General features: G+C 60.9%; 16 protein-coding genes and 1 pseudogene. 9 read left to right on the top strand and 8 right to left on the bottom strand.

Translation table 11 applies throughout. From position 1 onward, the window contains the following. The 4 genes from JI744_RS17970 to JI744_RS17985 all read right to left on the bottom strand — a co-directional run. The coding region (locus JI744_RS17970; protein ID WP_202662562.1) for a glycosyltransferase family 2 protein at positions 1–500 on the bottom strand (500 nt) is incomplete at its 3' end. A 3-nt stretch (positions 501–503) separates the two neighbouring features. Further along, positions 504–986 (bottom strand): hypothetical protein, encoded by a 483-nt coding sequence (locus JI744_RS17975; RefSeq protein WP_202662563.1) that lies wholly within the window; start codon positions 984–986, stop codon positions 504–506. Continuing rightward, on the bottom strand, positions 983–2,263 hold the full coding sequence (locus JI744_RS17980) for a nitric oxide synthase oxygenase (RefSeq protein ID WP_202662564.1): 1,281 nt from the start codon (positions 2,261–2,263) through the stop codon (positions 983–985). Before JI744_RS17980 ends, JI744_RS17975 begins: the two co-directional genes overlap by 4 nt. After that, positions 2,263–3,801, bottom strand: coding sequence for a B12-binding domain-containing radical SAM protein (locus JI744_RS17985; protein WP_202662565.1), 1,539 nt, complete (start codon positions 3,799–3,801; stop codon positions 2,263–2,265). The genes JI744_RS17980 and JI744_RS17985 overlap by 1 nt, the downstream gene beginning before the upstream one ends. 140 nt (positions 3,802–3,941) lie before the next feature. On the opposite strand from JI744_RS17985, the gene JI744_RS19410 reads away from it, so the two are divergent. Then, the gene (locus tag JI744_RS19410) at positions 3,942–4,202 is read left to right on the top strand and encodes an HNH endonuclease signature motif containing protein (protein WP_202662566.1); all 261 of its coding nucleotides are present in this window, start codon (positions 3,942–3,944) and stop codon (positions 4,200–4,202) included. A gap of 24 nt (positions 4,203–4,226) precedes the next feature. On the opposite strand, the gene JI744_RS17995 is transcribed toward JI744_RS19410, so the two are convergent. Further along, the gene (locus JI744_RS17995) at positions 4,227–5,126 is read right to left on the bottom strand and encodes a LysR family transcriptional regulator (RefSeq protein WP_202662567.1); all 900 of its coding nucleotides are present in this window, start codon (positions 5,124–5,126) and stop codon (positions 4,227–4,229) included. Between the two features lie 86 nt (positions 5,127–5,212). Between JI744_RS17995 and JI744_RS18000 the strand changes: the two genes are divergently transcribed. The 5 genes from JI744_RS18000 (at position 5,213) to ygiD (ending at position 8,182) form a co-directional block, all read left to right on the top strand. Then, positions 5,213–5,893: an NADPH-dependent F420 reductase gene (locus JI744_RS18000; RefSeq protein ID WP_268885817.1), complete on the top strand. Its 681-nt coding sequence runs from the start codon at positions 5,213–5,215 to the stop codon at positions 5,891–5,893. 23 nt (positions 5,894–5,916) lie between these two features. Then, positions 5,917–6,321 carry a DoxX family protein gene (locus JI744_RS18005; protein ID WP_202662569.1) on the top strand — a complete coding sequence of 135 codons (405 nt, stop codon included), beginning with the start codon at positions 5,917–5,919 and terminating at the stop codon, positions 6,319–6,321. Between the two features lie 65 nt (positions 6,322–6,386). Next, positions 6,387–6,677 (top strand): hypothetical protein, encoded by a 291-nt coding sequence (locus JI744_RS19170; RefSeq protein WP_236019537.1) that lies wholly within the window; start codon positions 6,387–6,389, stop codon positions 6,675–6,677. Further along, on the top strand, positions 6,674–7,267 hold the full coding sequence (locus JI744_RS18015; RefSeq protein ID WP_202662570.1) for an alpha/beta hydrolase family protein: 594 nt from the start codon (positions 6,674–6,676) through the stop codon (positions 7,265–7,267). The genes JI744_RS19170 and JI744_RS18015 overlap by 4 nt, the downstream gene beginning before the upstream one ends. A gap of 66 nt (positions 7,268–7,333) precedes the next feature. After that, positions 7,334–8,182 carry a 4,5-DOPA-extradiol-dioxygenase gene (gene ygiD, locus JI744_RS18020; RefSeq protein WP_202662571.1) on the top strand — a complete coding sequence of 283 codons (849 nt, stop codon included), beginning with the start codon at positions 7,334–7,336 and terminating at the stop codon, positions 8,180–8,182. 58 nt (positions 8,183–8,240) lie between these two features. Here ygiD and JI744_RS18025 read toward each other — a convergent pair whose 3' ends face one another. From JI744_RS18025 to JI744_RS18035, 3 genes are all read right to left on the bottom strand, one after another. After that, positions 8,241–8,960, bottom strand: a complete 720-nt coding sequence (locus JI744_RS18025; RefSeq protein ID WP_328757555.1) for an NADPH-dependent FMN reductase — start codon at positions 8,958–8,960, stop codon at positions 8,241–8,243. Between the two features lie 335 nt (positions 8,961–9,295). Next, complete coding sequence (locus tag JI744_RS18030) at positions 9,296–10,051, bottom strand: pyrroline-5-carboxylate reductase dimerization domain-containing protein (RefSeq protein WP_202662572.1); 756 nt, start codon at positions 10,049–10,051, stop codon at positions 9,296–9,298. Then, entirely contained in the window at positions 10,048–11,370 is a 1,323-nt protein-coding gene (locus tag JI744_RS18035) for an aspartate aminotransferase family protein (protein WP_202662573.1), read from the bottom strand. Before JI744_RS18035 ends, JI744_RS18030 begins: the two co-directional genes overlap by 4 nt. A 68-nt stretch (positions 11,371–11,438) precedes the next feature. Here JI744_RS18035 and JI744_RS18040 point away from each other — a divergent pair, with 68 nt between their 5' ends. The 3 genes and pseudogenes from JI744_RS18040 (at position 11,439) to JI744_RS18045 (ending at position 13,363) form a co-directional block, all read left to right on the top strand. Beyond that, positions 11,439–12,035, top strand: a complete 597-nt coding sequence (locus JI744_RS18040) for an XRE family transcriptional regulator (protein WP_202662574.1) — start codon at positions 11,439–11,441, stop codon at positions 12,033–12,035. Between the two features lie 251 nt (positions 12,036–12,286). Further along, a pseudogene (locus tag JI744_RS19175) lies at positions 12,287–12,430 on the top strand (type II toxin-antitoxin system RelE/ParE family toxin); the annotation flags it as partial. Positions 12,431–12,607: 177 nt separating this feature from the next. Next, the gene (locus tag JI744_RS18045; RefSeq protein ID WP_236019540.1) at positions 12,608–13,363 is read left to right on the top strand and encodes a phosphatase PAP2 family protein; all 756 of its coding nucleotides are present in this window, start codon (positions 12,608–12,610) and stop codon (positions 13,361–13,363) included. The last annotated feature ends 53 nt before the right edge of the window (positions 13,364–13,416 follow it).

Genomic DNA, 13,416 nt, shown 5'->3' on the forward strand with positions numbered 1-13,416 from the left:
AGCCAACGGCTCCGACCCGCCGCCGAAAGACCAATCGCCCCAAGAAAAGCGGCATGCTTGGCATAGGGCAGGCTTTCCCAGGTTCGTGCAATCGCAGCGGACAGGTACGACACCCCTTCCGTGTCATGCACGCGCCGCGCCGCCGTTAAGTCGGCCGCACCATCAATCAGCGGTGCAATCAGTTTCTGCAACCCGTCGGCTGTCAGGATTACATCGGCATCCAGATATATCCTAGGAAACCGTCCCTCTAAGGCGTCATCGCCTGCTTGCAAGGCACTGGTCTTGCCAGGTCGGACAAGCTCGATCACCTCTGCTGTCGATCCAGCAATGTGACGGATCAGCCAGGCGCTGTCGTCGGTGCAGCCGTTGCATACCCAGATAATCCTGGCATCAAGACCACCTACACAGGCCAGTACCGCCGGAACAGATTGTTGCAGGCGCGCGCGCTCATTCCGGACGGGTACCACGATGCCCAAAGGCGCGGGGTCGGTTTGGGTCATGACCTATTCCTTGGGGTTCGTAAGCAGAAAGCCCGCCGTTGCAAGCCATAGCACCGCCGCCAGGCGCCCACAAAACGATGCGGCGGTGGCCAGTATGAGGTCGACCCCCAGCATAGCCATCGCAAGGCCAAGAAAAACCCCCTTGGTCGAGATCATCCATCGTGATCCCAGCAGAGAGGGCGGACGGTTGGCAGGCAGCCAATCCTCCCATAGCAGACCAGTCTCACCGGAGGCGGTCAAGGTCAGGAACTGCTTGATCTGTCGGGTGCGGATGCCGTGGTGGCACCATTGCAATGCACTGGCCAGTGTTGCGATTTGAAAAATCAGACTGACAAACCCGGCCTGTTCTGGGCGAAGAATTGCGAGTCCCGCCATCAAAACGAACAACACAACAAGCACCTGAATAATAGTGTTCTGAAATAGGATGCGTAAAAGTAGTTCTTGCCGTAAAGATGCAATTTCGCTCGAAGATGAAATGGATGTCACCAAGGCATCCTTTTCCAAAGTTTCCAGCGCCTCGTGATGCGATCTTGCCACATCTGTACACGAGTATTGTAACGGTCCCCGTACCAAGGCATCAAACGTAGGCCATCCCCACCGCGGTCGCGATAGAAATTGGGTACCGGATGGAAGTTGCGCATCCTCAGATGAAAAATCTCACTCGCGCTGCCGGCCTGAGGCGGCAAGAGCCAACGCCAATCGCCAGGAACCCGGCGTCCTGCGGCTTGTTCGCGTTGATGAAACGTCATGAACTGGTCCGATGCACTGTGATGATCGACCATCGTCACCCCTGCGGCACGGAATGAGTGCAGAACCGCCCGGTTCAACTCCGTCAACGCGATGTCGCGCCAAAGGGGGGGGCCGGGCTCATTGATGTCGTGGCCAAGAGCTCGGGCCACCTGCGGCACAAGGTCATAGCGTTTTGCATCGCCGAAATTGCGGGATGCGATTTCTGTGCCCATGTAGAATCCATTGAAGGGCGCGCAGGGATAATCGATCCCGCCGATCGTCAGGATCATGTTGGTCACCAGCGGCACAGCATACCAGCGCAGGCTTAGGGCATCAAAGCCGCCGCTGTCGGGGTGGCAAATATCGATCTCGCGTACCGCACCTTCGGGCAACGCAAACATGTGTCGGCGGTCGGTCCGGTCTCGGATGAACAGGGGTAATAGATCGAACGGACCAGGCTTATCAGCGGGTCGCCAGCCCATTGATTGCGCGATACGCGTAGCTTCGACATTTTGGCGGTCGCCCAGCAAAACCCCGTCCAACCCGGGATGGCAAGCATACTGCACAAGCTGTGGGCTTTCGATCCAGCATGGCAGGTCCCGCCCCTGCACGGGACGGAATACCGACATCGTTGAACGCACTCGACCGTCGGCCTGTGCTTCACCCAAATGACTGATCAGGCGCGAGTTGATCTGGCTAGGTTCGGTCAGGTGACGACAATCGACGACATCCAGACTTTCCCAATACAACCGCCCGATACAACGCCCGGTGTTGCGCCATGCAAGCCTTGCGCCGAAGGCCAACTCATCAGGCGTATGTTCATACCAGCCGCGCCGCGATAGGCTGCGGCGTACCTCGGCCCAGCGTGCCTGCCGCCCCGCTCTGCCCGCACTGCTGGCGTCGTGGAACTGGTCAAGGAAATGCCGGGCCTCTTCCTTGCGCTCCAACGCTGAGATCCGGCGAAGGCGGCGTTCCAAGGGGCTGCCGGTTGCAGCAGTGCCATCGCGAAAGAGCGCAGAAACAAGATGCCGCATCACATCAACCCGTCGAACTGCCGTGCCGCGTCCCGAATTTCGCGCCGGTTGATCTGGTAGACCAGATCCAGCGCTCGCGCCTTTGCCCGCCGATAGGCGGCATCACGCGGCTCTCGGGTGCGATAGAGGACGCGGGCCCGACGATTATCCAGTCGCACGATGTCAAGCGTTGATGCGCCATCTGCCTTTTCGCTGAGAGCCCGCCAAATTGGCGTGCCGGTGTGAATCGTGAAATCGTTAAACCGCACCCGATCAAGAAAAAGCGCGTGTTCTTCAAGAAACCTGACAGTGGCCTGCATATCCTCCGCAGTCTCCCCGGGAAAACCTTTGAACATCGTACAACGGATCGAAAGGCCCGCATCATGTGCATCACGGATGAAAGTGCTGTTGCGTTCCACGGAGGACCCCTTGCGCATCGCGTCCAATAACGCTTGGCTGCCACTCTCAAGACCAAAGGAAATGCGCCGCATTCCTCCCTCTGCCGCCGCATGCAGATCGGCGCGCGTGAGGCCATTATCGGCACGCTGATCTACATGAACGGTGCCGACCCATTCAGCCCCCTGCACATAGCGCCCGAGGCCCTTGGCAACACCGCGGATCATGCCGGGCCAAGAGTTGAGCTTCAGGTCAAGGAATAGGAAATTTGTCGTCTCGTGCCGCCGGGCCTGTTCCTGCATCTCGACAAGTACGTTTTCAACGCTCCGTGTGCGGAAGGTTCGCCCACTGACCGAAATCACGTCGGAGCAAAACAGACACTGGTCCCACTGACACCCGCGCCCGGTCATCACAGGAACGATGCGTACTGGATAGCGGTCCCACGGAAAATCGGTGAAATCTGGTATCGGCGCCGCATCCAGGTTGCGCAGCGGCTGCGCGGGAGCTGACCTGCGCCCATCGGCGAGTACGACACCAGTGTGGCTCAGCATATCCCGATCCGATACCAGTGCCTCTGCCAAATCCGCAAGATCGCGGTCTACCTCGGCGCCCACCACTGCCGAGACGCCTGGCAGCGCGCGCCAGACATCGGCGGTTTCAGCAATGTTGAACATTGGCCCGCCCAACAACACCGAAACCCCCTTTGTCTTGGCTAGGGCCGCGATGGCACGGAGACTTTCAAAATGCTGCAAATAGGCTGATACAAGAATGACATCAGGCTTGCGCTCAAGCGCCCTGGCCACTTCGCGCAGAACGACTGGATGCGCTCTTTCGGCGGCGCGGCTCGCCGCCTGACGCAGCAGATCTCGCGCCCGCAGTATGGGCGACCAATCCGACAGATGAATTCGCCGCTTTGCATGGTCAAGCAGAGTCTCTTGCCGCTCTCGCTGTGTTGCGGGCACGTCATAGGCAAGAGGACATAGTACTTCAACCTGATGGCCGCGATTACGAAGCGCTGCCGCGAGAATGCCGACGGCAAGCGTTGGAAAGCTAGCAAAATTGTTTAAATCCACGATCAAAAATCGTGAGCCAACCGCGCCTTGTGAAGTAATTTGATCTGACGAAATGTTCGCCGAACGAGGCGGCCGCAAAGCACGGGTCATTTGTACGTTCCGAGAATAAACTGACTGTTGGTGATTATATCTCGTTAATCTGTGTACAATCCTGCTTTGATTGCAATCTATAAATCCGGCATGCTTCAATATGAGGCTGGGCAGGCCGCTGTTATTACTGCGGTCTGCCGATGTGGGATGATCCCGCCTCTACAGGATCACCGTTCGGCTCAAAAGCCGTACCGGAGGCCCTGCACTGCACCGCCGAACATCTCCACCCCCGATCCGAGGGAGGCCAAGACACGACCGATAATATTGTCGCCGCTTGCTGGTACTGCAACAGCCGACGCCACCGGCGGAAACACCCGCTGTCCCCCGAAGCGCATCGCCTGCGTGTGCAACAGCGCATGACGGCCGGCAAATGGCATTCGACAGCTTCGGAAGTTGCCTGACACGGTTGATCGCGCGGACCAAGCCTAGGACCGCGCTTCTTCTGTGAACATGTTGGCGGCCACAAAATCCAGAAACGCTCGCGTTCGTCGCGCCAGACGGCGCTGCCCGATATAGACCGCATGGACATCAAGCCGAGGACCGCACACACCCGGCAGGACATGTTCAAGCCTGCCCACATCGAGGTCGGCTTTCACCATGTAGTCGTGGCAAAGCGCGATGCCTTCGCCTTCGATCACCAGATCGCGGGCCAGACGGGCGCTGTTCACAAGATAGGGGCCGGAGACGGTGATCCGGTGTATCTGCCCGTCTTCGGTCAGGGGCCAGGCCCCGTCGCCGCGCATATTGGTGTCGCGGATGCAGCAGTGGGGGACAAGGTCGCCAAAGGTTTCGGGGCGGCCCGCATGATCGAGATGCGCGGGCGAAGCCACCAGCAGCAGGCTGATCTGGCCGAGCTTGCGGGCGATCAGCGCCGAGGTGTCCAGCCGCCCGATGCGGATGGCGACGTCGATCCCCTCCGCGGCCAGATCGACGAAGCGGTCGGACAGGCGCAAGTCGATGGTCAGATCTGGATGCAGGGCGCGGAAGCGGCGCATCAGCGGCAGCACCCGCAGTTCGCCATAAGTGACCGGAGCCGAGACGCGCAGCGTGCCAGACAGACCGCGGCGTGCCTCGCGCAGCTCGCCGGTCATCTCCTCCAGCTCGTTCAGCCAATCTGGCGCGCGGGCCATCAGCTGCTCGCCCGCCGCTGTCAGGCCAAGACGTCGGGTGGTGCGGTGCAGAAGCTGGGTGCCAAGCTGCGCTTCCAGTTCGCCCATGTATTTCGATGCCAGTTTGGGTGACATCCCCAACCGCGCCGCCGCGCCCGAGAACGACCCGGTTTCGACCGAGGCCACAAAGACGCGGATGCCGTCGACCAGATCCATCGTCGCCCCAATTCAGAACAATTCGGCGAAAGTCATAGCACACCTTCGTCATTTTCGCCAGACGCTGCACGGCTCATATTTCGGGCATGACCAAGGCGGCCAGAACGGTCGCAAGGTACTGGAATGGAGTGACTGACATGAAGATCGCAATCATCGGAACCGGCGGCATCGGCGCGGGGCTGGCTTCGGTTCTGGCAAACGGCAAGAACGAGGTCACTGTGTCCGATCGCAAGGGTGGCGCGGATGCAGCGGCGAAACTGGCCGGGCGCGGCGTGTTGGTGCGGGCCGCCGAGGTTCGCCCGGCGGTGGCCGCGGCGGACGTGGTGATTCTGGCGGTGCCTTACGGCGCTGCGGCGGGTCTGGCCGAGGTCGCCGATTTCGCAGGCAAGATCGTGGTTGATGTGACCAACCCGGTGAAAGAGGACTTCTCGGGCCTTCTGGTAGGCCACACCACTTCGGCCGCTGAAGAGATCGCCCGCGCGCTGACCGGGGCAAAGCTGGTGAAGGCCTTCAACACGGTCTTTGCGCAGGTCTATGATCAGGGGCTGATCTTCGGGGCGACCCCGGTGCAGACCTTCGTTGCCGCCGATGATGGCCACGCCAAGGCCGCGGTAATCGCGCTGGCACAGGAGGCAGGCTTTGACGTCCGCGACGCCGGGCCGCTGTCGAACGCCCGCCATATCGAACCGCTCGCCTACCTCAACATCCAGTTCGGCTACATGCTGGGGCAAGGCACCCAGATCGCGCCCGTCTGGCTTTCCCGTTAACCTTGTCCTCAAGGAATAAAGAAATGATCGATCTCAAGACCGCTCCATATGCCATCCTCGCGCTGCGCGTGACCACTGGTGCGCTGTTTCTGTTCCACGGCCTCGTGAAGCTCTTTGTCTTCACACCAGCCGGAACTGCAGGATATTTCGAATCCATCGGCCTGCCCGGTACCCTCGGCTACCTGACCATGCTGATCGAGATCGCAGGCGGCCTCGCGCTGATCCTCGGGATCAAGGCCCGGATCGTGTCTCTGGCCTTGGTTCCGGTGCTGCTCGGGGCTGCCTGGTTCGGCCACGGCGCATCGGGCTTCAACTGGTCGAACCCGAACGGCGGCTGGGAATACCCGATGATGTGGGCCATGGTGCAGGCGGCCCTCGCCGCCGTCGGCGACGGGGCCAATGCTATGTTGCCGTCGAAGCGCGCTTGACCCCTGCGATCTCTGCGCCGGGCATCCGGCGCGGGCCACCCAGCTGAAGGAGAGACAAGACGTTGGTGAACGGCAAATTGACGGCAAACTGGCATCCGGTGCAGGCCAAGGAAGAACAGGGACGCTTTGTCCGCCAGCAGTCGTCCTCCCGCAACTGGATCACCGCCGATGACTTCGCCGGGCCGACTGGCAAGGGAGCCCGCATTGCCCGCGTCCTGCGCCTGCCCGGCGTGCGGGAAACTGTCTATCTCGACCACGTCAAGGCCGGATATTACCCGATCAAGGCGCTGAACCAAAGTGGGACCGAGCCCATGCGCGCCGACAATGTTACCGACCTTCTGCAGGCCACCCAATGATCGGGTCTTACAAGCATGTCATCTTTCTGCATGGTGTCGGAAGCAGCGGAGCAGCCATGCGTCCTCTGGCCGAAGTCCTTGCGCTGCCGCAGCCCGCCGTTTGTCCGGATGGGCTGCAACCCTTTGACATGGGGGCTGGACGGCAGTGGTTTTCGGTCAAGGGGGTGACGGAGGCAAACCGCCCTGGTCGTATCGCCGAAGCGATGCCAGCCTTCGCCGATCTGATCGCAAGCCTTGGCTCTCCCCGCGACAGCGTGCTGATCGGCTTTTCCCAAGGCGCAATCATGGCACTGCACGCCGTCGCCGCAGGTATGCCGGTGGCGGGCGTCATTGCGCTTTCGGGTCGATTGGCGGGACCGGTTGGCTCACGCGGCGATTGGCCTTCCGTCACGCTAATGCATGGCGCCGACGATCCGGTGATGCCGCCTGCTGTTGCCCGCGCTACCGAGGCCTGGTTGCAAGACGCCGGAGCGACACCACGGCTGATCGTATTCGATGGTCTTGGGCATGCGATTGACGCGCGCATTCTCAAGGCAGTTCGTGATACCCTTTCCCTGTCTGGTGGGGACGCCGCGCGCCTATCTACCTGACACCATTTGTTCCTTGCTACGGGCTTTCGCCAACAGATGCCCATCACACCTGGCCGGGAGGCTACTATGGAAACGATGCCCGCGCTTTTTCTGGGTCATGGCAGCCCGATGAATACTCTGGAAGAAAACGGCTATACCCGCGCATGGCGCAAGCTGGGAGCGGCGCTGCCGAGACCTCGGGCGATTCTTGTGGTGTCTGCGCATTGGTTCATCGGTGCTACCGCAGTCACCGCAATGGCGCAGCCGAGGACCATCCATGATTTCTACGGCTTTCCCAAGGATCTCTTCGACTTCGACTATCCCGCCCCCGGCTTGCCGGAACTGGCTGGAGAGATCGCCGAAGTCGTCAAGCCGCATTGGGTGGGGGCCGATCAGGACCAGTGGGGCCTTGATCATGGCACCTGGAGCGTTCTGGCCCACCTCTTTCCCAAGGCCGATGTCCCGGTCGTGCAACTGTCGATCAACGCACTGAAGCCGATGGAGTATCACCTCGATCTTGCTGCGAAACTGAACGCTCTACGCAAGCGCGGGGTGATGATCGTTTCCAGCGGCAACGTCGTGCACAATTTACGTCGAGTCGAATGGAACAAGCCGGATGCCGGTGCCGCTTGGGCGCAGCGTTTCGACGACGCGGTTGCGCGCCAGATGTCGGAGGCACCCGCCGACATCCTCAAGGCGCTGGAACACCCCGACTATGCGATGGCGGTGCCAACGCCCGATCATTTCATCCCGCTGCTCTATACCGCAGGACTGGCAATGGCGGGGACGGATGCCAAGGCGCTGCTGCGCGGCTATGCGCTGGGGTCACTGTCGATGACCTGCTACGGTGTCGGCATGGAGGGCGTGAACTGCGAGGAGGCTGATGGCGCAGCCGCTCTGCCGCGCGGGGTGCCGCCCGACCAGACCAACATCTAAGGTTGCGGCATGTCACCGTCGCCGTTCAGTTGAACTGCATCGTTCTTTGCGCCCCAAGTCACGCGGTGCGGGGATAGACGGTCAGCACCCGCCCGATGAAATTGCTGAACTCGCTCATGTAGTTGCGCAGGAAGGTCTCGGTTGCCTCGACGCTGACCTTGCCGTCGTCAGAAATCAAGTCCGGCGTGAACTGAATATAGGCTTCGATCGCGTTCATCATCGGCGAATTGCAGAAGCTGAGGATGCTCTTCAGGTGCTGCTGTCCGACGGCTGTGCCGATGGCGCCGGGCGACGTGCCAATAATTCCTGACGGCTTCCGGGTGAACGAGTTCTGCCCCCAGGGACGGCTCGCCCAGTCGATGGCGTTCTTCAGCCCGCCCGGAATCGAGCGGTTGTACTCCGGAGTGACGAACAGTACGGCGTCCACGGTTGCGATGGCCGCCTTGAACTCCCGGGCGACTGCTGGGTAGTCGGCGTCATAGTCGTAGCTGTAGAGGGGCAGGTCGCCAAAAGGGATCTCCTGCATCTGCAGGCCCGATGGCGCGAGGCGAACCAGCGCCTGGCGAGTTTCCGGTTGATCGAGCCTTTTGCAAGGCTGCCGACGAAGTATCCGACCTTGTAGTCCGACATCTGATCCTCCCAAGGGTGACAGGAAGCCATGACAGACCGGAGAAAGGAGCGCCGGAGTCCGGTTCCTGTACAAAGTGTAGCACAGATGCTCCATTCGACTCTGCTCAATCTTTGGCCGCCTCATCCTCAGGCCGCATGCATATGACATTGTCGATTAGTGCAGCACGGTCAAAGGATACCGCGGTTGGCGAGTTCGGTCATGCAATGCGCCCAGCGCAGTTCGGCCACCTGCATACCGCCTTGGGCACGACGCAGGATAGAAAGGATCTGCGCCTCAGTGTATCTGCTTGTCTTAATTCAGAATTTCCTCGTTCATCTTGGCGAGAAAATCCCACTTATGCAGCCCCTTGCTTTAGGGGGGTGCCGATGGAAGAAAATTCCTACGGCAGGTCACAGCGGACGCTGATCCCATTACGGCCTCTGTTTGGTTATGAGGTTACTGCGGTTCTTGACCAATTCCCGCTGTAACCGCGCTGACCTTCTTCAGCCTTTCAGTCGCCTTGCCACCGCATCCAGCCCCCGCGCCCAGGCTTGCAAACCCTCGGCTTCGCCCAGCTTGCCCAATAGAAGTTCGGTGATGCCGCCGGGCGTGGCGACGCTTTCACGGATACTTTCCATTGATCGGCCCTCGCGCAGCAGGACCTCGGCATTGCCGCGCAGGGTGCCTGCAACCAGGCTAAGCGCCAGATCGGACGGCAGGCCCTGCGCGGTAAACCAGTCGATGATCGCCTTCATCCAGGCGAAGGAGGCACCCGAGAAGGCCCCAAAGCTGGCGGCAATCACGAACTGATCTTCCTTCTCAAGCACATGCACCGGGCCGACCTGCCCAAGAAACGCCCGCCAGAATGCTGTGCCAGGATAGAGAATCGACGGCCCGACGCGCAACGCATTTGCATAGCCGGGCATCATCGCCATGTCGCCCGTAGCCGGGCCGATGGCTGCGGCCAGAACCTGCGCGTGGTTTCCCGCCATTGCCGACAACACCGGCTGGCCCGGGCGGAAATGCAGACGCGACAGTTCCGCCATCCCCTGTGCCGCCGGCAATGCGACGAAGACTCCTTCACAGCGATCCACCACGTCCTGATTGCTTGCGGCAATCTCGCAGCCATATTGCCTGGACAGCCGGGCCGCGGTCTCAGGCCCGCGCGGGGACAGGACAAAGCGGTAGTCCGTCCCCTGCAATCCCCGCACCATCATCTCGGCCAGATGGCCCGTGCCGAGGATGCCGATCAGGATCACGGCATCTCCTCCAGCACCTCGGCCATGGCGGCGGCAGTGGCGGTGATGTCGGCCTCGGTATGGACGATGGAGGACAGCGAATGCAGTGTGGCCGAGGGGTTCATGTATATGCCCTTGTCCATCAGCCGCAGCGCAAAGTCGCGGAACTTCGCGCGGTCGACATGGCTGCAAAAGTCGCGGTAATCGCTGATCTCCGGCTGGTCGGTGAAGAAGATCTGGAACATTGAATTCACCCCCTGCACAACCATGCCGTGACGGTTGGAATGTTTGGCAAGCTTGCGGATCTCATCCGTCATCGCCTTGCCGAGGTTCTTGATCCGCCGGAACCCGGCCTGATCCTCGGCAAGCATCGTCTCCAGCATGACCTTGGTCACATGCAGCGCCAGACGGCCCGCATTATGGGTGCCGAAATGCAGCACTTTGCCCCATTCAAGACCCGCCATGATCTCGTCTCGGCCACCGATCATCGCCATGGGCAAGCCGCCGCCCAAGGCCTTGCCATAGGTGACGATGTCGGGTTCCAGCCCATAAAGCTCGGCACAACCTCCGGCGGCAAGGCGGAATCCGGTGACAGTTTCGTCGAGGTAGAACAGCGCCCCATATTGGCGGCAAAGCTCTTGCATGCGTTGCAGATAACCGGGTTTCGGCGGGATCACCCCCATATTGGACATCACACCTTCGGTCACCACACAGGCCGCGTCGCGGCCATGCAGTGCCATCGCGCGCTCGAGGGCCTCAACGTCGTTCCAGCGGACGACGATGGTGTCCTTCCACGCCTCCTCTGGGATGCCCGAACTGTCGGGAATGCGGATCGGGTCGTTCGGATGCCCCAGCAGGGTCGGCGGATAGGGGTTGGTGTTGATCAGCACCGAATCCCACCATCCGTGGTAATGGCCTTCGAACTTGATGATCTTCCTGCGCCCGGTGTGACCACGCGCGAGGCGGAAGGCAGCCATCGCCGCTTCGGTCCCGGTATTGGCGAAGCGGACCTTGTCGACGTGGGGCAGGAGGGCGACCAGCATCTCGGCGACCTCGACCTCAACCTCCAGCGCAGTGGCAAAATGGGTGCCTCGGGCGGCTTCGCGTGCGATGGTCTCAACCACCTTGGGATGCGCATGGCCCAGCGGCAGCGCGCCGAAAGCCATCATCCAGTCAATGTATTCGCGGCCGTCCACATCAAAAAGCCGCGCGCCCTGACCATGGCTCATGTAGCGCGGGGCACCACCAAAGGTCGCCGGTCCGCGCGAGGCCGAGGAGACCCCCTCGATCAGAACCTTGCGTCCACGTTCGAAAAGGGCTTTCGATTTTGGTCCGGCCATGACGCATCCTTTCTTGTGATGGTCGCGGATTGTTAGTATAAGAACATAATGCCGTCAAATGGAACATCATGCCGCCGATAGCTGAACGCCCGAGGAATGCCGAGCCGCACCGCGAACTGGCAGAGCGCATCCGCCGCTGGCGGGAGGAGCGTGGCTGGAACCAGCAGGCGCTGGCGGATCGCGCCGGCTTCGCCCGCTCGACCCTTTCAAAGATCGAGAACGGCCAGCTCTCGCCCACTTTCGAGATCTTGCTGAAGATCGCACATGGGTTTGACTGCGCCCTGTCGGATCTGGTGCGAAATGAGGCAGGGCGGCTTTCGGGCCGCATGGTGGTCGAGCGCGGAGTGCTGGGCGCACCGATTGAAAGCCCCGGCGCCCGGCTTTGGTCACTGGGCGCAGAGCTGCGCGGGCGACCGTTCCAGACGATGCTGGTCGAGTTTACATCAAGCGAACCCCCGCCAATCAGCGAGTGGAACCGCCATGATACCGACGACATGCTGCACGTCCTGTCGGGCCATCTTCTGCTGCACACCGAAGGATATGAACCTGTCATTCTGTCGCCGGGCGATAGCGTCCATTTCGACGGAACAATGCCTCATGCGTGCCTGAAAGGCGGTGACGAAGAAAATTGCCGCTGCCTCTATGTCTTTGCGGCGCGGGCTTGACGAAGCCAGCCATGCTATTCTGTGGATTGATCATTTGTCGTGTATCCGGCACTCGACCAGCGCCGCGCGCGGGCCTACGGCGCGATCAATACAATTGGCGATATGCCGCAGATGCGCCAAAAAGTGCCAATGTCATTGCGGCCTCGATTATCCTCAATTAGTTGCGCGTTGAATCATCAGAGGCCCCGTCGTTTCATCTCTTGGACAGCCCTGCGTCCGAGCGGAGAGGGGCCTATGGCGGCGCACCAAAGCCGATCCCGGCAGAGTTCGGCGTCGAAGGGTACTTCTTCCGGTATGAGCACCACTTCGTCTATTGGCGCCGACTGTTCGACGGCGATATCGGTATAGTCGCGATCCTGCGTGAGCGGATGCATCAGATCGCCAGGTGCAAGTAAGATTTTCGAGATTGAAACAGTAGGCCTCTGGGGCGGCAGTGCTCAAGCTAAGAGGCAGGGTGATGGTGCGGACGCGGTAGAACGCGACCTGCTCGTTCTTGCGCTAGCGGTCGAAAAATATCGCTTCTGGCGTCAGGAGGGGCTGCATGATGGGAGTACGGGGAAATGAGTCTCCGGTTGTGGGCGATCATGGGTTCGGGCCGAGCCATTCGTGCGACACGATCTGTCGAGCGATCGCTTGCGGTGGTCACCGCTGCCGTCGCCATTCTGCTTTTCGGCTTCGTCTACATTGCTGAGGAGATCCTCGAAGGTGAGACGCGTGGTTTCGACGAGGTTATCCTGCTGTCCCTGCGCACCCCGGGCGACACTGCACGGCCGATCGGCCCGCTTTGGTTGCAGGAGATGGTGCGTGACTTCACGGCGCTTGGCAGCACTGGGGTTCTGACGGTTGTCACGCTGGCGGCGGTCGGCTGGCTGCTGATCTCGCGAAAGCAACGCATGGCAGGTTTCGTGCTTCTGGCAGTTGTGGGCGGCGTCGTCCTGTCCAGCCTTCTGAAGATCGGTTTCGCCCGGCCACGGCCCGATCTCGTACCGCATGCGATGGCCGTGTTTACCCTCAGCTTTCCTAGTGGCCATGCCATGATGTCTGCCGTCGTTTATCTGACGCTTGGCGATCTCCTTGCCCGGTCACAGCCATCGCTTGCGGGCAAGATCTATTTTTTGTCACTGGCGCTTGTGCTCACGCTCTTGGTTGGGTGCAGCCGGGTCTATCTGGGCGTGCACTGGCCGACGGATGTTCTGGCCGGATGGGCGGCCGGCGCGTCTTGGGCTCTGATGTGCTGGCTGCTGATGGGACATCTGCAACACGCAGGACTGATCGAGCCGGAGAACGTAGATGCAGCGAATGAAAAGGACGGATCTGATGAACGGTGATCTAGAGCTCGGGCGGCTCGCGACGTTTCCCAGCGGTTCGGTGTTTCGGCCAT

The organism is Fuscibacter oryzae (genome assembly GCF_016765795.1).
Lineage (GTDB): Bacteria > Pseudomonadota > Alphaproteobacteria > Rhodobacterales > Rhodobacteraceae > Fuscibacter > Fuscibacter oryzae.